This is a genomic window from Mycolicibacterium doricum (assembly GCF_010728155.1).
Classification (GTDB): Bacteria; Actinomycetota; Actinomycetes; order Mycobacteriales; family Mycobacteriaceae; genus Mycobacterium; species Mycobacterium doricum.
In genome coordinates this window covers 1255657-1273842 of sequence record NZ_AP022605.1, presented here as the reverse complement: position 1 = coordinate 1273842, position 18186 = coordinate 1255657, and the positions used below count along the sequence as shown (strand labels likewise).

The following is an 18186-nucleotide window of genomic DNA, read 5'->3' as shown; positions in this document are numbered from 1 at the left end:
GCTGCATGCCTGTTCCGCGACGCCATTGCCGACGATCAGCTCGCATTCCGCAATTCAGCGACGCCGCTGAGTGCCACACCGCGCGCTGCTGCATACCGCGGGAAAGGGGGTGTTCAGTCCTCGTCGGCCCGAAGCTCCTCGGGCGAGAGCCCAGCACCGGGTGCGGGCGTCCGAAACGCCGGCCGTTCGTCCCCGAGAGCGTCCTCGAGGCTCTCGTCGGTTTCATCATCGACAATCAGATCCGGCTCCTCCGGGAACTGCGGTCGGGGGCCGCCGGAGCCTGGTTCGGCCGCCACAGTGGTCTCCGCCGGGTCACCGGAGGAGGGGAGCAAGGGGTCAGACGTCGACATGCGCGAAAGTATGCACGGCACAGGTGACAGCGAAGTGAACGGCCGAGACTGTGATCGACGGCGGGGTGTGTCAACGCCAGCAGATCCGGCACCCTGACCCAGCTAGCGCCCGTCCGCCCCGCTGATCGTCGCGCTGGCCAGCACCTCGTCACCCTCGGCGTCCGGCCGGTAGATCACCATCGCCTGCCCCGGCGCGACCCCCCGCAAAGATGAACGCAACTCCACCGAGAGCACACCGCCCTCATACGACGCCACCGCATCGGCCAGTCCGCCGTGCGCCCGCACCTGGACTTGGCACTCCACCGGCCCGGCGAACGCCGTACCGGACGTGAAGACCGGGCTCTCACCGGCCAACCCCCACACGTCGAGATCCTCGACACCACCGACCTGCACCGTCCCGCTCGCCGCGTCGATGCCGGTGACGTAGCGCGGCCGTCCGTCCGGGCCGGGACCCGCGATACCGAGACCCTTGCGCTGCCCGATCGTGAACCCGTGCACGCCTTCGTGTTCGGCCAGCTTCGTACCGCCCGCGTCCACCACCGCCCCGGGCCGCAACCCGATCCGCGCACCGAGGAAAGCCCGGGTGTCCCCCGACGGGATGAAGCAGATGTCGTGGCTGTCGGGCTTGTCCGCGACGGCCAGGCCGCGCGCGGCCGCCTCCTCGCGGATCTGCGCCTTGGGGGTGTCGCCGATCGGAAAGACCGCGTGGCGCAACTGCTGTGCGGTCAGCACCGCGAGCACATAGGACTGGTCCTTGTCCTGGTCGACCGCCCGGCGCAAGCGGCCGTCGGACAGCCGCGCGTAGTGACCGGTGGCCAGCGCGTCGAAACCCAGCGCCAGCGCGCGGCCGGCCAACGCGGAGAATTTGATCTTCTCGTTGCACCGCACACAGGGATTCGGTGTCTCGCCGCGCTCATAGGACGCGACGAAGTCGTCGATCACGTCTTCTTTGAACCTGTCCGCGAAATCCCAGACGTAGAACGGGATGTCGAGCACGTCGGCGACCCGGCGGGCATCCCCGGCGTCCTCCTTGGAGCAGCACCCGCGCGACCCGGTGCGCAGTGTGCCCGGGGTCGCCGACAGCGCCAGATGCACTCCGACGACGTCGTGGCCGGCGTCGACCATCCGCGCCGCGGCGACCGAGGAGTCGACGCCGCCGCTCATCGCGACCAGTACCCGCATCAGCGCACCCTCTTCGCGCAAGCGCTCATCGTCAGTCCACCACTCCGGACGCGGCCAGCGCGGCCTGGCGCGCGCGTTTGACGGCGGCGGGCAGCACCTCGAGCGCGGCGTCGATGTCGGCGTCGGTGCTGGTGTGGCCGAGTGAGAGCCGCAGCGATCCGCGGGCGTTGGCGGGGTCGGCCCCCATCGCGATCAGCACATGCGACGGCTGCGCCACCCCGGCCGTGCACGCCGAGCCGGTCGAACACTCGACCCCCATGGCGTCCAACAGCATCAGCAGCGAATCGCCTTCACACCCCCGGAACGTGAAGTGGGCGTTGCCGGGTAGCCGGTCGGCGCGGGCGCCGTTGACCGAGACGTCGTCGATCGTCGCCAGCACACCGTCGATCAGCCGGTCACGCAGCGCGCATATCCGAGCGCGATGGGCGTCGAGCCCGTCGACGGCCACCCGTGCCGCCGCCGCCATGGCAACCGCACCGGCGACGTCGGCTGTGCCGGAACGCACGTCGCGCTCCTGTCCACCACCGTGCAGCAGCGGCACACAGGCGGTGTCACGCCGCAGAAGCAGCGCGCCGATCCCGGTGGGGCCGCCGAACTTGTGCGCCGTCACGCTCATAGCCGACAGTCCGCTGGCCGCGAACTCCACCGGCAGCTGACCGACCGCCTGCACCGCATCGCTGTGCATCGGGACAGCGAATTCTGCGGCGACCGCGGCCAATTCTGCGATGGGTTGGACGGTGCCCACCTCGTTGTTGGCCCACATGACCGACACCAGCGCCACGTCGTCGCACGACTGCAGCACCTCGCGGAGAGCGGCGGCCGTCACCGATCCGTCGGCCTGCACCGGCAGCCACGTCACCGCGGCGCCCTCATGCTCGACCAGCCACTGCACCGCATCGAGGACGGCGTGGTGCTCGACCGCCGTGGTGATGATCCGGTTGCGCCGCCGATCGGCGTCCCGGCGTGCCCAGAAGATCCCCTTGACGGCCAGATTGTCGCTTTCGGTGCCGCCGCCGCAGAAGATGATCTCCGACGGGCGCGCGCCCAGCAGCCCGGCCAGCGCCTCGCGGGCCTCCTCCACCCGGCGGCGCGCCAACCGGCCCGCACCGTGCAGTGACGAGGCGTTGCCGACGGTGCTTTGCGCAGCCCTCATCGCCTCGATGGCTGCCGGGTGCATCGGGGTGGTCGCGGCGTGGTCGAGGTAGACCGGCTTCGGCGAGGTCATGGCCCGTCCAGGATAGCCGCCGGTGCCACCAGCACTTGGATCGCCGGGTCAGGCGACCAGGGCGTGCGTGCTCACGGGCGCCGGTGCGGTGCCCCGGACGGCCAACTCACAGCGGGTGGCCAGGTCGCGGCGGTCGTCGCCGGGCAGTTGGAGGGATTCGACGCCGATGTGGCAGACGGTGCGGCGGGCGGTGATCACCCGCCGTACCGAGGCCAGTAGGGAGTCGTCGCCGACGAACGCGGGCACCGTCGACAACCGTCCGTCCTGGTGGCGGTACGTCATCCGCAGCGGCTGCACCGGACGACCCGCGTCTACGGCGGCCTGGAACATCGCGGGGCGGAAGCGGCCATAGCCCAGCCCGCACCAGGTGGTGCCCTCCGGGAACGCGACGACAGTATGGCCGGCCCGCAGCCGATCGGTGACCGCGGCCACGACCGCGGGCAACCGTCGCAGGCTTCCCCGGTCGATCGGGATGACCTTCATCAGCCGGACCACGGGTCCCAGCGCCGGCCAGTCGACCAGATCCGCGCGTGCGACGAACGACCCGGGCAGCACCGAGCCGATGGCGAAGATGTCCAGCCAGGACACGTGCCCGCTGACGACCAGGACACCGCGCAGGTTGCGGATGGGCCCGCCCGACACGGCGATCCGCACACCGAAGCTCCGCAGCATCAGATGGCAGTACGCGCGTTGCACGTGCCACCGGCCGGGCAGCGGCAACGCCAGCAGCCACACGAAGGACAACAACGCCACGGCTGCGCAGACCCGCACGCCGGTCCGCACCGCCACCCACCACCGTCGTCCAGGCCGGTCCGCGCCGGCGTGGAGGCAAGTGGCGTCGCAGGTGGCGCGCTGCAGCCAGGCGTGTTCGAAGCTCAGCGTCATGACGCCACCCCGTTCGCGACATCGCCGGCCGCTGCCGATCTCAGCCGGCGCAGATAGCGGATGTCGGCGTCCCGCTTGTCCAGCAACGCCGGGAAGTCGCCGACGCCGAAGTCCGGGTCGTGGGCAGGCTCCCCGCAGACCTGCGCACCCAGCCGCAGGTAGCCGCGCATGAGAGGCGGCACGGTGGCCCGCGCCGGCGGAGCGATGTCATCGAGACTCGAGCCGTCGATGACGACAGGCCGATACGGGTGCACGGTGTAGCACTCCGGTGCGGCATGGCGGCGCCGCACGAAGTCTCGGACTCCGCGCAGCTGGGTGCCCGCGGGCTCACCGATAGCGCCGGCGACCGGGACCGAGACGCAGCCGGTGACGTAGTCGTAGTCGCAGCGGTCCAGGTAGGCCAGGATGCCGGCCCACATGATCAGCACCACACCGCCGTTGCGGTGGTCGTGACGCACCACGGCGCGGCCCATCTCGACCAGCGACGGCCGCAGCGGGTCCAGCGCCCGCACGTCGAACTCGGTGGCGGTGTACAGGCCGCCCGCCGCGATGGCCCCGGACGGCGGCAGCATCCGGTAGCAGCCCACCAACTCCCCCGACATGTCGTCGCGGACCAGCAGGTGGTCGCAGAACTCGTCGAAACGATCGGCGTCCCGGCCGTCGGCCGCACCGGTGAGTGCGAAGCCGGGTTCGGAGGTGAACACGTCATGCCGTAGCCGCTGGGCGGCGGTGATCAGATCGGGGTCGGTCGTCAGCAGCAGCGAGTACCGCGGAGCGTCCGCGGTCCGGGGTTGATCGGCGGCGATGAGTACAGCGGCAGTGCTCATGGCCAGCACGCTCGCTGGCCCGTCCGGCGTGACGGCAATCACCGGGTGACGTGTCGGTGCACGCTGGATGACGAATTTGTCAGTCCTCGAGGTGGACGACCGTCTGAGCGGCGGGGCGGCGGGGGCTCAGCACGGCCCGGCGCGGCGACCGGCAAGAGCATCGAAGGAGGCTGTCATCGTCACCGCTGATCTTCGCCGACACGAAACCCCGACGCCAGACCGGCACCGGGGCTTCGCGTCGTTTCGAAGCCGGGACTCAGCCCTTGCGTGCCTTGACCTTCTCGGTCAGCTGCGGGGTGACCTTGAACAGGTCACCGACGATGCCAAGGTCAGAGATCTCGAAGATCGGCGCTTCCTCGTCCTTGTTCACCGCGATGATCGTCTTCGACGTCTGCATACCGGCGCGGTGCTGGATCGCACCGGAGATGCCCAGCGCGATGTACAGCTGCGGCGAGACGGTCTTACCCGTCTGGCCGACCTGGAACTGACCCGGGTAGTAACCCGAGTCGACCGCCGCGCGCGACGCGCCGACGGCACCGCCGAGCGCATCGGCGAGTTCCTCGACGATGCCGAAGTTCTCGGCGCTGCCGACACCGCGACCGCCAGAGACGACGACGGTCGCCTCGGTGAGCTCCGGACGGTCACCTGCCACCGCGGGTTCCCGTTTGATGATCTTCGTCGCGGTCTCGGACTGGGCCGGCACCTCGACGTTGACAACCTCACCGGCACCGTCGGCGGGCTCGGCGTCGATCGCGCCCGCCCGCACCGTGATCACCGGGGTTTCACCGGTGACCTCCGCCTCGACGGTGTAGGCACCACCGAAGATCGAGTGGGTGGCCTTGCCGCCCTCCTGGACGGCGATGACGTCGGTCAACACACCCGACCCGATGCGGGCCGCCAACCGGCCGGCGATCTCCTTGCCGTCCGCCGAGGCCGCCAGCAGCACACCGGCCGGGCTGTTCTCCTCGGCCAGTGCGGCCAGCACGTCGACCTGCGGGGTGATGAGGTAGTTCTCCGCGTCCTCGGATTCGGCGGCGTAGATCTTGGCGGCGCCGGCGGCCTTGAGGCCGTCGACGAGCGGCTCGGCGGTGCCCGGCTTACCCACCACGACGGCGGCGGGCTCACCCAGCGCGCGGGCGGCGGTGATCAGTTCGCTGGTGACCTTCTTCAGTGCGCCTTCTGCATGCTCGACGAGCACGAGTACTTCAGCCATGGGTTTGTCTCTCGTTTCTCAAGTCCTGAAGGAATGATCTGCTAGATGATTTTCTGGGCGACCAGGTACTCGGCGACCTTGCTGCCGCCTTCTCCTTCGTCGATGACTTTCTCGCCCGCGGTCTTCGGCGGCTTCGGCGTCGACGACAGCACTTTGGAACCGGCGTTGGCGACACCGACCTCGTCGGGCTCGACACCGATATCGGCCAGCGTCAGCGTCGTGACTTCCTTCTTCTTGGCGGCCATGATGCCCTTGAACGACGGGAAGCGCGGCTCGTTGATCTTCTCGTTCACGCTGACCACCGCGGGCAAGGGCGCCTCGAGCGTGAACACCCCGTCGTCGGTCTCGCGTTCACCGGTGACCTTGCCGTCCTCGACGGTGACCTTGCGCATGTGGGTCAGCTGCGGCAGACCGAGGTACTCGGCGATGATGGCGGGCACCGCGCCGCCCGCCCCGTCGGTGGCCTCGTTGCCGGCGATGACCAGCTCGGTGCCTTCGATGGCGCCCAGCGCGCGGGCCAGCGCCCACCCAGTCTGCACCATGTCAGAACCGTGCATGCCTTCGTCGACCAGGTGCACGGCCTTGTCGGCGCCCATGGACAGCGCCTTACGGATCGCCTCGGTCGCCCGCTCCGGACCGGCGGTCAGCACGGTGACGGTGCCCTCAACCCCGTTGGCGGCTTCCTTCTCCTTGATGAGCAGCGCCTCTTCGACAGCGCGCTCGTTGATCTCGTCGAGCACAGCGTCGGCGGCTTCCCGGTCCAACGTCCAATCGCTCTCGGAGAGCTTGCGCTCGGACCAGGTGTCAGGGACCTGTTTGATCAGGACCACGATGTTCGTCATGGGATGGTTCGTCCTCCTCGATGAGGCCGGCCGGCGGTCGGCCCATTACCACTTTCGTGAAACTGGCACCATGTTACTCGTCAGTAACTAAAGGTGGTTTGCATTGACACCATAGCTGGTCGAAGTTCATGCGCCCGACTCCCCTACCACCGCGAACCCGTCGGGAACTGTTCGCGAACCGGCCACGATCCCGCCGCCTGGGTTAGCCTGCGTGCGATGAGCGCATTTGTTACCGGTCCGCGTGGCGGCGGCGACGAGACCCTCCCCCTCACGGGTGAGCGGACGATCCCCGGCCTGGCACAGGAGAACTACTGGTTCCGCCGCCACGAGGTCGTCTACGCCGGCCTAGCGCATCGGTGCGTCGACCGCGACGTGCTCGAGGCCGGATGCGGCGAGGGCTACGGGGCCGATCTCATCGCCGGGGTCGCGCGACGGGTGATCGGGCTGGACTACGACGAGGCCACTGTCGCGCACGTGCGGGCCCGTTATCCCCGTGTCGAAGTGCACCACGGCAATCTCGCTGCGCTGCCCCTGGCCGACGCATCGGTCGACGTGGTGGTGAACTTCCAGGTCATCGAACATCTGTGGGATCAGCCGCAATTCGTCGGCGAATGCCTGCGGGTGCTGCGGCCCGGCGGGGTGCTCCTGATGTCGACGCCGAACCGGGTCACCTTTTCCCCCGGCCGGGACACGCCCGTCAACCCGTTCCACACCCGCGAACTGAACGCGGCGGAGATCACCGAACTGCTCACCACGGCCGGGTTCCACATCGAAGGCGTCTACGGGGTCTTCCATGGCGAGCGCCTACGTGAACTGGACGCCCGCCACGGCGGCTCCATCATCGATGCCCAGATCGCCCGTGCGGTGGCCGATGCGCCATGGCCGCAGGACCTGCTCGACGACGTGACCGCAGTGCGCACCGAGGACTTCGACCTGCGCGACCCGATGACCTGCGATATCGACGACAGCCTCGACTTGGTCGCGATCGCGGTGCGGCCGTGAGTGACGACGCGCCCGCGGTACCGGGGCTGTTCACCTTCGTCTTGCACACGCACCTGCCGTGGCTGGCGCATCACGGGCGCTGGCCGGTCGGCGAAGAGTGGCTATACCAGTCCTGGTCGGCGTCGTATCTGCCGCTGATGCGGGTGCTGCGCCGGCTGGCCGCCGAAGACCGCAGCCACCTGCTGGCGCTCGGCATGACGCCGGTCGTGACCGCCCAGCTCGACGACTCCTACTGCCTGACTGGTATGCACAGCTGGCTGGCGAACTGGCGCCTGCGCGCACTGGAGGCGGCGACGCTGCGCGCATCGTCGGACACCGCGCCGGCGTGTACGCCTGAGGCGCTGCGGGCGTTCGGCGCCAGGGAGCTAGCCGAAGCCGACCGCGCGCTCGACGAATTCGCCACACTCTGGCGCCACGGCGGCAGCCCGCTGCTGCGCGAGCTCGTCGACTCCGACACGGTCGAGTTGCTGGGCGGGCCGCTGGCGCATCCGTTCCAGCCTTTGCTCAATCCGCGGCTGCGCGAGTTCGCGCTTCACGAAGGGCTCGCCGACGCCGCTCAGCGCCTCGCCCACACTCCGCGCGGAATCTGGGCTCCCGAGTGCGCGTACGCACCGGGCATGGAGTCGGACTACGCCGCGGCAGGCGTCGGCCATTTCATGGTCGACGGCCCCTCGCTGCACGGCGACACCGCGCTGGGCCGGCCCGTCGGCGACTCCGGCGTGATCGCGTTCGGCCGGGATCTCAAGGTCAGCTACCGCGTGTGGTCGCCGAAGTCCGGTTACCCGGGACACGCCGCCTACCGCGACTTCCACACCTATGACCACGTCACCGGGTTGAAGCCGGCGCGCGTCACCGGCCGCAACGTGACGTCGTCGAATAAAGCGCCCTACGACCCGGGCCGCGCCGACGCCGCCATCGACGCCCACGTCGCCGACTTCGTGGCGGTGGTCCGGCAGCAGCTAATCGACGAGAGCGAACGGATCGGTCGCCCGGCGCACGTGGTCGCCGCCTTCGACACCGAACTGTTCGGCCACTGGTGGTATGAGGGCCCGGAGTGGCTGGCACGCGTGTTACGGGCGCTGCCCGAGGCCGGCGTGCGAATCGGCACGCTCGGCGACGCCGTCGACAGCGGGTTCGTCGGTGCCCCGGTCGACCTGCCGCCCAGCTCCTGGGGTTCGGGCAAGGACTGGCAGGTCTGGGCCGGCGACCGGGTGACCGATCTGGTCCGACTCAACGCCGAGGTCGTCGACACCGCGCTGAGCACCGTGGACAAGGCGCTGACTCAGCACGCATCGGTGGGCAGCCCGACCCCGCGCGACAGCGTCGCCGACCAGATCCTGCGCGAGACCCTGCTGACGGTGTCCAGCGACTGGCCGTTCATGGTGAGCAAGGATTCCGCCGCCGATTACGCCCGTTACCGCGCACACCTGCACGCCCATGCCACCCGCGAGATCGCCGACGCCCTCGCCGCCGGCCGCCGTGAACAGGCGCAGCGCCTCGCCGACGGCTGGAACCGCGCCGACAGCCTGTTCGGTGCGCTCGACGCCCGGCGGTTGCCGCGATGAAAGCCGCTGCATGAGGATTCTTCTGGTGTCGTGGGAGTACCCCCCGGTGGTCATCGGTGGGCTCGGCCGGCACGTCTACCACCTCGCCACCGCGCTCGGCGCGGCCGGTCACGACGTCGTGGTGCTCAGCCGCCGACCGGCCGACACCGACCCCAGCACGCATCCCACCACCGACCAGCTCCGCGAGGGTGTGCGGGTGGTCGCCGCGGCCCACGATCCGCACGAGTTCGCGTTCGGCCCCGACATGATGGCCTGGACACTGGCGATGGGCCACGCCATGATCCGGGTCGGCCTGGCGATCAAGGACCACGGTCGACCCTGGCGGCCCGACGTGGTACATGCCCATGACTGGCTGGTCGCCCATCCGGCAATCGCTTTGGCTGAATTCTTCGACGTCCCATTGGTGTCGACGATCCACGCCACCGAGGCCGGCAGGCACTCCGGATGGGTCGCCGGCCGGATCAGCCGCCAGGTGCACGCCGTAGAGTCCTGGCTCGTGCGCGAATCCGACTCGCTCATCACATGTTCGGCGTCCATGCGCGAGGAGATCACCGAACTCTTCGGGCCGGGACTGCCCGAGATGCGGGTGATCCGCAACGGGATCGAGGCCCGGCGTTGGCCGTTCGCGCGGCGCCGCACCCGCGCCGGGCCGGCCCATCTGCTCTACCTCGGCCGGCTCGAGTACGAGAAGGGCGTACACGACGCCATCGCCGCACTCCCCCGCATCCGCCGCGCCCATCCCGGCACCACCCTGACGATCGCCGGCGACGGCACCCAGTTGGACTGGCTGATCGATCAGACGCGAAAGCACAAGGTGCGCAAAGCCGTGTCCTTCGTCGGGCGGCTGGACCACGACGGACTGGTCGACATGCTGCACACCGCTGATGCGGCGGTGCTGCCCAGCCACTACGAACCGTTCGGCATCGTTGCCCTGGAGGCGGCTGCCACAGGCACACCGTTGGTGACCTCCACTGCGGGTGGCCTCGGCGAAGCCGTGATCGACGGGGTGACCGGGACGTCCTTCCGACCGCGCGACGTCGCGGCGCTCGCCGCTGCCGTCCGAGCCGTGCTCGACGACCCGGCCGCGGCCCAGCAGCGCGCGGTCGCCGCGCGGGACCGGCTCACCGCGGACTTCGACTGGAACACCGTCGCCGCGGAGACCTGCCAGGTCTACATCGCCGCCAAACGCCGTGAGCGCGAGCCACATCGACGGTTGCCGATCGTCGAGCGGGCGCTTCCCGACCGATCCTGACCTAGCGGGCGGCCTTCTTGCGCTCGATGTCGGCCAGCGCGGCAGCCAGTTCCGCACGCTGCGCCGCAGAGGTCTCCCACGCGAGTTTGCGGTTCTTGACCGCCTTCGCCGGGGCACCCACCGCGATCGAGAAGTCGGGAATGTCCCCCTTGACCACCGAATGCGCCCCCAGTACGCACCCGCGGCCGACGGTGGTCCCGCGCAGCACGCTGACCTTCGTCGCGACCCAGGTATCCGGACCGATGCGCACCGGGCTCTTGACGATGCCCTGGTCTTTGATCGGCATCTCGACGTTGTCCATCTTGTGGTCGAAATCGCAGATGTAGCACCAGTCGGCCATCAGGAGGGAGTCACCGAGCTCGATGTCGAGGTAGGTGTTGATCACATTGTCTCGGCCCAGCACCACCTTGTCACCGATGCGTAGCGACCCCTCGTGAGCGCGGATCGTGTTCTTGTCGCCGATGTGCACCCAGCGCCCGATCTCCAGGTGCGCCAATTCAGGGGTCGCCTGGATCTCCACGTCCTTGCCGAGGAACAGCATGCCCCGGGTGATCACATGCGGATTGGCGAGCTTGAACTTCAGCAGCCGCCAGTACCGGACCAGGTACCAGGGGGTGTAGGCGCGGTTGACCAGCACCCACCGCACCGAAGCGGCCGTCAGGAACCGGGCCTGGCGCGGGTCACGCAGTCGCGAGCCCCGCCAACGCTTGTGCAGCGGAGCGCCCCACATCGTCGTCATGGCCGCAAAGCCTACGGGATGACATGCAGGCGCCGGGTTACCCTCACGTGGGCTCATCAGCGACGTGAAAGGACACCGTGTTCCGGCGATTCCTCGTGCTGGCGGTTTCAGCGTTGCTGGTGGCTGTGTCGGCCGGGTGCGGTGACACGTCGTCATGGGTGGAAGCCAAGGCCGCCCCGGGGTGGCCGGCTCAGTACGGTGACGCCGCCAACAGCAGCTTCGTGGCCGCTGACGGCGCCGACACCTTGACCCTCGAGTGGAGCCGGTCGGTGAAGGGTAGCCTCGGCGCCGCGGTGGCACTGGGCGCCGGCGGCTACCTGGCGGCCAACGCCCAGAGCCGCGCCGGGTGCTCGCTGATGGTCTGGGAGGCCGACAACAACGCGCGCCAGCGGTGGTGTTCGCGCCTCGTGCAGGGTGCTGGCGGGGCCAGCCCGTTGATCGACGGGTTCGACAACGTCTACGTGGGCCAGCCCGGCTCGATCGTGTCGTTTCCGCGGACACAGTGGATCCGGTGGCGCAAACCCGTGATCGGCGCGCCGACCACACCCCGGATCATGGCGCCCGGCGAATTGCTCGTGATCACCCATCTGGGTCAGGTCCTGGTCTTCGACGCTCACCGCGGCACCGTCGAGGACACACCGCTCGACCTGGTCATCGGGGTGGACCCCAGGAACTCAGAGCGCGGCCTCGCGGACTGCAGGCTGTCGCGGCCGCAGTGTCCGGTGGCCGCCGCCCCGGCCTTCTCGGCCGCGGGCAACATCGTGGTGCTGAGCCTGTGGGAGCCCGGCGCCGACAAGCCGGTCCTGGTGGGCCTGCGATACCGACCGGGCCAGACGCCGCTGCTTGCGCGTGAATGGACCAGTGACACGGTGGAGAAGGGGCCGCTGGCCAGTCCGGTCATCTCGGCCGACGGCTCGACGGTGTACGTCAACGGCCGCGACGAACGGCTGTGGGCGCTCGACACCGCCGACGGCGCGGCGAAGTGGTCGGTTCCGTTGAACTACCTTCCGCAGACACCGCCGTCCGTGTCCCCGGACGGCTCGATCATCGCGGGCGGCGGGCCAGGGGCCACGCTGACGGCGATCCGCGACGACGGCGACCGCGGCGACGTGGTGTGGACGCGTGAAGACGTCGCCCCGCTGACCACATCGAGCCGCGCCGGCGCCCTCGGCTATGCCGTCGTCGAGGCACCCGACGGCGGCCAGGATCTGTTGGTGTTCGACACCGGCGACGGGCGCACCGTCAACAGCTATCCCCTCCCCGAGGCGACGGGGTGGCCGGTCGGGGTCTCACTCGGGCACGGCGGCCGCGTCGTCACCGCCACCAGCGACGGCCAGGTGTACGGCTTCAAGCCGCAGTGAGCCTGCCCGCGAGCATCCGCTCAACGTATGAACCGACGCCCGGGGACACCAGCGCTCGGTTTCAGTCGGTTTCAGATCGCCAGGATGGGCGCGAGCGCTGCCCGCGGCACCGACGCCTGAATCGCGCCGGCGGCCTCGGGCAGCAACTCGCCCTGTCCGAAGAAGAAGATCACCGCGTCGTCGGTGACGGCGAAGTTCTGGTAGTTCTGCGGGTCGAGCCCGTCGGCGGGCAGCACAGGTTGATCGATTCCGGTCCTGGCCTGAAGATCAGCCTGCACGGCGGGGTACACGACGTCCAGCGGACGGGTGCCCGGCCGGAACAGCGTGTCGAACGTGATCGGCGCACGCGCGCCGAGGTCGTAGTTGAACGCCTTGAACCACGTCTGCGGATGCGCGCCACCGACGTTCTGGTACACCTCCAGCACGAGGCTCTGCGTACCGCGCGGGGCCAACCCCGAGTGGTACGCAGTGCCCTTGGCGTCGAGCACGTACGGGAGACCGCGCGCGCCGGGCATCTCGGAGACGTTGACGAATCCGTCGCGGGTCTGGCGGAGGTACGCCGAGACCGCCCGCTCGTCGGGGTAGCCGGCGGGGAAGCTGAAATCGACGGTGTACGCCGCGGTGGCGTCGTGCACCTGGCAGGACTGCTCGGCGTTGAGAGCGCCGCCAAGGTCGGCGCAGGCGGTCTGCGCCGACGCCACCGACGTACCGGTCAAGCCGGCCAGGACAATGGCGGTCAGCAGCGCCGCGATCGGAGTTGCTCGTGTCATCACCGCCAGCGTACGTGCCGGGTCAGTGTCACGACCGACATATGAAGGCTGTTGGCCGGCTTGCGGTCCCGCTGCCCAGCCGGGTGACGACGACAGACACGGCGGCGCTACCGCGGGGTTTGAGCCGGCGGCGCAGTGAGTCCGGGTCGACGTCGACACCGCGGACCAGAATCTCGACGGAGCCGGCGTCGTGGCTCACGAGCGCCTGCCTGAGCCGCTTCTCCTGGTAGGCGATCTGTTCTAGCACCTCGAAACCGCGCACACCCTCAGGCAGCCGATCCCCCGAGAGATAGGCGATCTCGGGGTCGAGCTGCCACAGACCGTGCCGCGCCGCGTAGTGGCGGACAAGTCCGGCGCGCACGATCGCACCGTCTGGATCGACGATCCAGCGTCCCGCGGAAGAAACCGGGCAATCGTCGGGTTCGGCGTCGGTGAGGTCTTCGCCCCGGTCGAGGATGCTCGCCCGGCGTGTCACGCCGGCCGTTGTCAGCCCCGCCGACCACAGACAGGCCTCCCGAACGCTGCCGCCATGTGAGGTGATTTCGATCTCACCGGTGAAGCCAAGGTGATGCAGCGCACCGAAGTCTATTCCCGGAGCACACTTGACGACGACGTCCCGACCGGTATAGGTGTCGAGCGCCTCGTCGAGTGGCGGTGTGTACTGGCGCGGATCGAAAGTCCGCCGCCCGCCGCGCCTTCGGGCGGGATCGAGCAGGACGACGGTGTCGCGGGTCGCCGGCCGCAACGCGTCGGCACGTAGGAGGGGAACACCGGTACAACTGACATCGAGGTTGTGGCGGGCCATCGCCAGGCGCACCGGATCGAGATCGCTGCCGACGACGTATGCGGCTCGATCAGCAAGTGCGGCAAGCTCGGTGCCGATCGAGCAGGTGACGTCGTGCACCCGCGCGCCGGCCAACCGGCGTGCCCGGTGCGCCGCGACGGCACCGGCGGTGGCCTGCTGCAGTGCCTCGTCGGTGAACAACCAGTCGGCCGCGCCGGGCAGCTTGTCCTCCGCCTTGCGGCGCAATCGCACCGTTTCGACGAGTATGCCGGCGCGTTTTCCGAATCGTTTTCGCACCCAGGTGATGTCGGCCACCAGACTGGCGGGGGTCAGCGACAGTGCGGCGACGTCGGCCAATGCGGCGCGACCCTCGTCGCCGCGCAGATAGGCAACCGACTCCAGGTCGAACGCTAGGACGGCTTGACCCCTGTGACCATCACGTTGTAGAACCAGCCCTTCGGCACAACCCGTCGCCACACGTTGGCGTCGAGCCAGCTCAGCGACGTCCAGCTGGCGAACGCGAATTTCGCCCAGTTCAAACCCAATCGCCCGGGGGGAACGGCGGCCTCCAATGTCCGCACCGGCCAGCCCAGCATCGCGGCGGTGAATTCCTCACTGGCGGTGCGCACGTCGACGGCTCCGGCCGACCGGGCCATGCGTTCGAGGTCGGCCGGGTCGAAGGTGTGCAGATCGACGACGGCCTCCAGGGCCGCGGCGCGTGACGATTCGTCGAGTTCTGTCTGCGGGCGGCGCCAATCCGAGAGCATCGGCAGCTTCGTCACCTTGGTGGCGATCCGCCACGTCAGCGTCGACAACTCGCGCGCGTAACGGTTGCCCACCGTCGTGGGCTCCCCCGCGAAGACGAACCGGCCGCCCGGTTTGAGCACCCGGATGACCTCGCGCAGCGACAGCTCGACGTCGGGGATGTGGTGCAGCACCGCGTGCCCGACGACCAGGTCGAATGTGTCGTCGTCATACGGGATGCCCTCGGCGTCGGCCACGCGCCCGTCGATGTCGAGACCCAGTGACTGGCCGTTGCGGGTGGCCACGTTGACCATGCCCGGCGAGAGGTCGGTCACCGAACCGCGCCGAGCCACCCCCGCCTGGACCAGGTTGAGCAGGAAGAACCCGGTGCCGCAGCCAAGCTCGAGCGCCCGGTCATATGGCAGTTCGCGCTGCACCGCGTCGGGCACCGCGGCGTCGAACCGGCCGCGGGCGTAGTCGACGCACCGCTGGTCGTAGGAGATCGACCACTTCTCGTCGTAGGTCTCGGCCTCCCAGTCGTGGTACAACACCTGGGCGAGCTTCGAGTCGGTCATCGCGGCCTCGACCTGTTCGGCGGTCGCGTGCGGGTTGGACGCGGGCAGGTCGGTGGACGTGTGGTCGATACTCGACATGGCTGGCAGCCTAATGGGCGAAGGCCGCCTTGGCGGCAGCCAGCACCTGCGGTGGGTAGTCGGCGAACCGGCGTGCCCAGGCCGCTGCGGCGTCGTAGACACCGTCGGGTGCGGCCAACTCGTCGAGCAGCCCGAGCGTGTGGGCCTCCGCGGCGCCGACGAAGCGGCCGGAGAACACCAGGTCCTTCGCCTTGCTCAGGCCGACGGCCTGCGCAAGTAGCGCAGTGGCGTCCGGACCCGGGGTCCGACCGGCGAGGATCTCGGTCGAGCCGACCTTGACATTGTCGCCGCTGATCCGCCAGTCGGCGGCCAGGGCCAGCGTCAGGCCACTGCCGAGGGCGTAGCCGGTGATCGCGGCGACGGTCGGTTTAGGAATGGCCGCGACGGCGGCGAGGGCCCGTCCGGCCACCTCGGCCGCGACCGCTTTCTCCTGGGGGTCGAGGGTGCGCAGCGCAGGGATGTCGTCGCCGGCGGAGAAGATCTCGTGACCGCCGAACACGATGACCGCGGCGATGTCGTCACGGCCGGTGAGTTCGTCTGCCGCGGCATGCAACTCGCGATACACCTGGCGGGTGAGCGCGTTGGTCGGCGGACGCGACAGCAGCACCGTGGCGATGCCGGGCTGCTCTTCGCTGGTGTGAACGCCGACGAACTCCCTCACTCGGGCGATTCCCCGATCGCTTCGCTCCTGCCCGCCGGTGCCCGACGGTTGCGCGCCGCGTTGTACCGGTCGCTGTTGAAGAACTCGATCTCCAAGTTGCCGTCGTGCACGGCCAGCCTCGGCTGCACCGCCTCGATGCGGCGTTCGGCGGCGAGCACCTCGGCCACGGTATGGCCGGCCAGCGCATCGAGCTGCGTCCACGTCGGCGGCAGCAGGAAGGATCGCCCGTCGGCGAAGTCGCGCAGCGCTTCCTCGGGGGTGACCCAGCCGGCCTGGTCGGTTTCGGTGTTCTCACCGTCCGCGGTCTGGCCGTCGGGCAGTGCACCGACGAAGAAATACGTATCGTAGCGGCGAGTTCGCTCCTCCTCGGGGGTCACCCAGTTCGCCCACGGCCGCAGCAAGTCGGCACGCAGCACCAGCTTCTCGCTGCGTAGGAAGTCGGCGAACGACAGCGACCGGTTGGCCAGCGCCAGCCGCGACTCGCGGTACACCGACGCATCGTCGACGAGTACGTCCGGGTCGTCGGCGGCGCCGGCGAACAGGACGCCGCACTCCTCGAACGTCTCGCGGGCGGCGGCGCACACCAGCGCCTCGGCCAGACCCTCGTCCACGCCGAGCCGTTCGGCCCACCACCGCGGGCCAGGACCGGCCCACGCGATGTCGGCGTTTCGGTCGCGGTCGTCGACGCCGCCGCCGGGGAACACCATCACGCCGGCGACGAAATCCATACCGGCGTGCCGACGCATGAGGAAACATTTGATGCCGTCCGGGGTGTCGCGGATCAGCATCACGGTGGCGGCCGGCCGCGGTACGAGCGGATTGGGGGTCGGGTTCTTCATCGGTTCGGTCATGCGCGTCTCCTATGGGCGGCTCTGGTTCGGGTACGACGGGCGAAGTAGCGGCCGTCGATGACGTCGAGTGCAATCTGCTGACCAAAGGCCTTGGACAGGTTCTCGGCGGTCAGCACGTCGGTGAGCAGACCGGCGGCGACGGCCTCGCCCTCCGAGAGGATCAGGCAGTGACTGAAACCCGGCGGGATCTCCTCGACGTGGTGGGTGACGAGCACCATCGCGGGGGCCTCAGGGTCGGCGGCGAGATCGGCCAGGCGCGCGACGAGTTCCTCACGCCCACCGAGGTCGAGACCGGCGGCCGGCTCGTCGAGCAGCAGCAGTTCCGGATCGGTCATCAGCGAGCGCGCGATCATCACGCGCTTGCGTTCGCCCTCGGACAGGGTGTCGTAGACCCGTCCGGCCAGATGCTCGGCACCGACGCTTTCCAGCATGTCGACGGCCTGCTCGTAGTCGACGTCGTCGTAGCGTTCCCGCCACCGCCCCAGCACGGCGTAGCCGGCGGACACGACCAGGTCCCGGACCATCTCTCCAGGCGGAATTCGTTGTGTTAGAGCAGAACTCGAAAGCCCGACGCGGGACCGCAGTTCGGCCATGTCGGTGCGGCCGAGCCGTTCGCCCAACACGTAGGCGACCCCGGACGACGGGTGCTCGATCGCGGCGGCGATGCGAAGCAGCGACGTCTTCCCTGCGCCGTTGGGCCCGATGACCACCCACCGCTCGTCGAGTTCGACCGCCCAGCTGAGCGGACCCACCAGCGTGCGGCCGCCGCGGCGCAGACTCACCTGGGCGAAGTCGATCAGTAGGTCCTCGTCGGGGGCATCGTCGGTGGCATCGTCGGGCCAATCTTCGGTCAAACCCTCGGATGTGTCTTCGTCGGGCACCCGCCCATCGTGCCGTACTCGACACCGTCGGCAACCTGCGGGGTACTTCGCGCCGGTGTGTTGAACACCACCGCCGTGAACATCGCTCACCTGCACCGGCAGCGTGGCGCGTCGGGCAGCACCACGGCCCGAGCAGACGTCGTGCAGGCCGTCACCGCCGCCTCCGGCCAAAGCCGGTCTCACCACCGACGTAGTTAGCGGGCCGAAACCCGACCACGGATTCGTCGTCCAACCGCGACGCTGGGTGATCGAACCCACCAACGGCTGGATCGAACCAATGTCGCCGCGTCGACCGCCAGTACGAAACCACCCGCACCGCCCACGAAGGATTCCCCTACCTCAGCCAAATCGCCCTCGTACTGCAACGACCTCCTACTGCAACGACCTCCTACTGCAACG

General features: G+C 69.3%; 18 protein-coding genes. 4 read left to right on the top strand and 14 right to left on the bottom strand.

Translation table 11 applies throughout. The features are described from left to right. Window positions 1–113: 113 nt before the first annotated feature. The 7 genes from G6N07_RS06305 to G6N07_RS06275 all read right to left on the bottom strand — a co-directional run bounded on the left by G6N07_RS06305 (window position 114) and on the right by G6N07_RS06275 (window position 6524). Window positions 114–350 carry a hypothetical protein gene (locus G6N07_RS06305; protein WP_133055519.1) on the bottom strand — a complete coding sequence of 79 codons (237 nt, stop codon included), beginning with the start codon at window positions 348–350 and terminating at the stop codon, window positions 114–116. A gap of 102 nt (window positions 351–452) precedes the next feature. Further along, window positions 453–1532 (bottom strand): tRNA 2-thiouridine(34) synthase MnmA, encoded by a 1080-nt coding sequence (gene mnmA, locus G6N07_RS06300; RefSeq protein WP_085189138.1) that lies wholly within the window; start codon window positions 1530–1532, stop codon window positions 453–455. 31 nt (window positions 1533–1563) lie between these two features. Further along, window positions 1564–2757 carry a cysteine desulfurase family protein gene (locus tag G6N07_RS06295; RefSeq protein ID WP_085188991.1) on the bottom strand — a complete coding sequence of 398 codons (1194 nt, stop codon included), beginning with the start codon at window positions 2755–2757 and terminating at the stop codon, window positions 1564–1566. A gap of 48 nt (window positions 2758–2805) precedes the next feature. Next, window positions 2806–3642: a lysophospholipid acyltransferase family protein gene (locus G6N07_RS06290; RefSeq protein WP_085188993.1), complete on the bottom strand. Its 837-nt coding sequence runs from the start codon at window positions 3640–3642 to the stop codon at window positions 2806–2808. Further along, on the bottom strand, window positions 3639–4469 hold the full coding sequence (locus G6N07_RS06285) for a GNAT family N-acetyltransferase (protein WP_085189140.1): 831 nt from the start codon (window positions 4467–4469) through the stop codon (window positions 3639–3641). Before G6N07_RS06285 ends, G6N07_RS06290 begins: the two co-directional genes overlap by 4 nt. Before the next feature lie 256 nt (window positions 4470–4725). Beyond that, window positions 4726–5682 (bottom strand): electron transfer flavoprotein subunit alpha/FixB family protein, encoded by a 957-nt coding sequence (locus G6N07_RS06280; protein ID WP_085188995.1) that lies wholly within the window; start codon window positions 5680–5682, stop codon window positions 4726–4728. 41 nt (window positions 5683–5723) lie between these two features. Continuing rightward, complete coding sequence (locus G6N07_RS06275) at window positions 5724–6524, bottom strand: electron transfer flavoprotein subunit beta/FixA family protein (protein WP_085188997.1); 801 nt, start codon at window positions 6522–6524, stop codon at window positions 5724–5726. A gap of 216 nt (window positions 6525–6740) precedes the next feature. Here G6N07_RS06275 and G6N07_RS06270 point away from each other — a divergent pair, with 216 nt between their 5' ends. The 3 genes from G6N07_RS06270 to G6N07_RS06260 are packed head-to-tail and all read left to right on the top strand — an operon-like array spanning window position 6741 to window position 10343. After that, on the top strand, window positions 6741–7526 hold the full coding sequence (locus G6N07_RS06270) for a class I SAM-dependent methyltransferase (RefSeq protein ID WP_085188999.1): 786 nt from the start codon (window positions 6741–6743) through the stop codon (window positions 7524–7526). Continuing rightward, a complete protein-coding gene (locus G6N07_RS06265) occupies window positions 7523–9091 on the top strand; it encodes a 1,4-alpha-glucan branching protein domain-containing protein (RefSeq protein ID WP_085189001.1) in 1569 nt (522 codons plus the stop codon). The genes G6N07_RS06270 and G6N07_RS06265 overlap by 4 nt, the downstream gene beginning before the upstream one ends. 10 nt (window positions 9092–9101) lie before the next feature. Continuing rightward, complete coding sequence (locus G6N07_RS06260) at window positions 9102–10343, top strand: glycosyltransferase family 4 protein (protein WP_085189142.1); 1242 nt, start codon at window positions 9102–9104, stop codon at window positions 10341–10343. Between the two features lies 1 nt (window position 10344). Here the strand turns inward: G6N07_RS06260 and G6N07_RS06255 are convergent, their stop codons facing one another. Beyond that, window positions 10345–11082: an acyltransferase gene (locus G6N07_RS06255; RefSeq protein WP_085189003.1), complete on the bottom strand. Its 738-nt coding sequence runs from the start codon at window positions 11080–11082 to the stop codon at window positions 10345–10347. 77 nt (window positions 11083–11159) lie between these two features. Here G6N07_RS06255 and G6N07_RS06250 point away from each other — a divergent pair, with 77 nt between their 5' ends. After that, on the top strand, window positions 11160–12443 hold the full coding sequence (locus tag G6N07_RS06250) for a BamB-related PQQ repeat family beta-propellar protein (RefSeq protein ID WP_085189005.1): 1284 nt from the start codon (window positions 11160–11162) through the stop codon (window positions 12441–12443). Between the two features lie 71 nt (window positions 12444–12514). On the opposite strand, the gene G6N07_RS06245 is transcribed toward G6N07_RS06250, so the two are convergent. From G6N07_RS06245 to G6N07_RS06220, 6 genes are read right to left on the bottom strand one after another with little or no spacing between them, the layout of a single operon-like run. Beyond that, window positions 12515–13213, bottom strand: coding sequence for an esterase (locus G6N07_RS06245; protein WP_085189007.1), 699 nt, complete (start codon window positions 13211–13213; stop codon window positions 12515–12517). Between the two features lie 28 nt (window positions 13214–13241). After that, a complete protein-coding gene (locus G6N07_RS06240; protein WP_085189144.1) occupies window positions 13242–14450 on the bottom strand; it encodes a THUMP-like domain-containing protein in 1209 nt (402 codons plus the stop codon). Continuing rightward, window positions 14408–15394, bottom strand: a complete 987-nt coding sequence (locus tag G6N07_RS06235; RefSeq protein ID WP_085189009.1) for a class I SAM-dependent methyltransferase — start codon at window positions 15392–15394, stop codon at window positions 14408–14410. Before G6N07_RS06235 ends, G6N07_RS06240 begins: the two co-directional genes overlap by 43 nt. Window positions 15395–15404: 10 nt before the next feature. Continuing rightward, window positions 15405–16055: an enoyl-CoA hydratase gene (locus G6N07_RS06230; RefSeq protein WP_085189011.1), complete on the bottom strand. Its 651-nt coding sequence runs from the start codon at window positions 16053–16055 to the stop codon at window positions 15405–15407. Beyond that, complete coding sequence (locus G6N07_RS06225) at window positions 16052–16906, bottom strand: NUDIX hydrolase (RefSeq protein ID WP_085189013.1); 855 nt, start codon at window positions 16904–16906, stop codon at window positions 16052–16054. The genes G6N07_RS06230 and G6N07_RS06225 overlap by 4 nt, the downstream gene beginning before the upstream one ends. Then, window positions 16903–17787, bottom strand: coding sequence for an ABC transporter ATP-binding protein (locus G6N07_RS06220; protein ID WP_085189015.1), 885 nt, complete (start codon window positions 17785–17787; stop codon window positions 16903–16905). The genes G6N07_RS06225 and G6N07_RS06220 overlap by 4 nt, the downstream gene beginning before the upstream one ends. Between the last annotated feature and the right edge of the window lie 399 nt (window positions 17788–18186).

Coding starts and splice junctions, on each gene's coding strand:
- G6N07_RS06280 (WP_085188995.1), bottom strand. CDS start 5,682: ATGGCTGAAGTACTCGTGCTCGTCGAGCATGCAGAAGGCGCACTGAAG.
- G6N07_RS06305 (WP_133055519.1), bottom strand. CDS start 350: ATGTCGACGTCTGACCCCTTGCTCCCCTCCTCCGGTGACCCGGCGGAG.
- G6N07_RS06245 (WP_085189007.1), bottom strand. CDS start 13,213: ATGACACGAGCAACTCCGATCGCGGCGCTGCTGACCGCCATTGTCCTG.
- G6N07_RS06275 (WP_085188997.1), bottom strand. CDS start 6,524: ATGACGAACATCGTGGTCCTGATCAAACAGGTCCCTGACACCTGGTCC.
- G6N07_RS06295 (WP_085188991.1), bottom strand. CDS start 2,757: ATGACCTCGCCGAAGCCGGTCTACCTCGACCACGCCGCGACCACCCCG.
- G6N07_RS06255 (WP_085189003.1), bottom strand. CDS start 11,082: ATGACGACGATGTGGGGCGCTCCGCTGCACAAGCGTTGGCGGGGCTCG.
- mnmA (WP_085189138.1), bottom strand. CDS start 1,532: ATGCGGGTACTGGTCGCGATGAGCGGCGGCGTCGACTCCTCGGTCGCC.
- G6N07_RS06290 (WP_085188993.1), bottom strand. CDS start 3,642: ATGACGCTGAGCTTCGAACACGCCTGGCTGCAGCGCGCCACCTGCGAC.
- G6N07_RS06235 (WP_085189009.1), bottom strand. CDS start 15,394: ATGTCGAGTATCGACCACACGTCCACCGACCTGCCCGCGTCCAACCCG.
- G6N07_RS06260 (WP_085189142.1), top strand. CDS start 9,102: ATGAGGATTCTTCTGGTGTCGTGGGAGTACCCCCCGGTGGTCATCGGT.
- G6N07_RS06270 (WP_085188999.1), top strand. CDS start 6,741: ATGAGCGCATTTGTTACCGGTCCGCGTGGCGGCGGCGACGAGACCCTC.
- G6N07_RS06285 (WP_085189140.1), bottom strand. CDS start 4,469: ATGAGCACTGCCGCTGTACTCATCGCCGCCGATCAACCCCGGACCGCG.
- G6N07_RS06225 (WP_085189013.1), bottom strand. CDS start 16,906: ATGACCGAACCGATGAAGAACCCGACCCCCAATCCGCTCGTACCGCGG.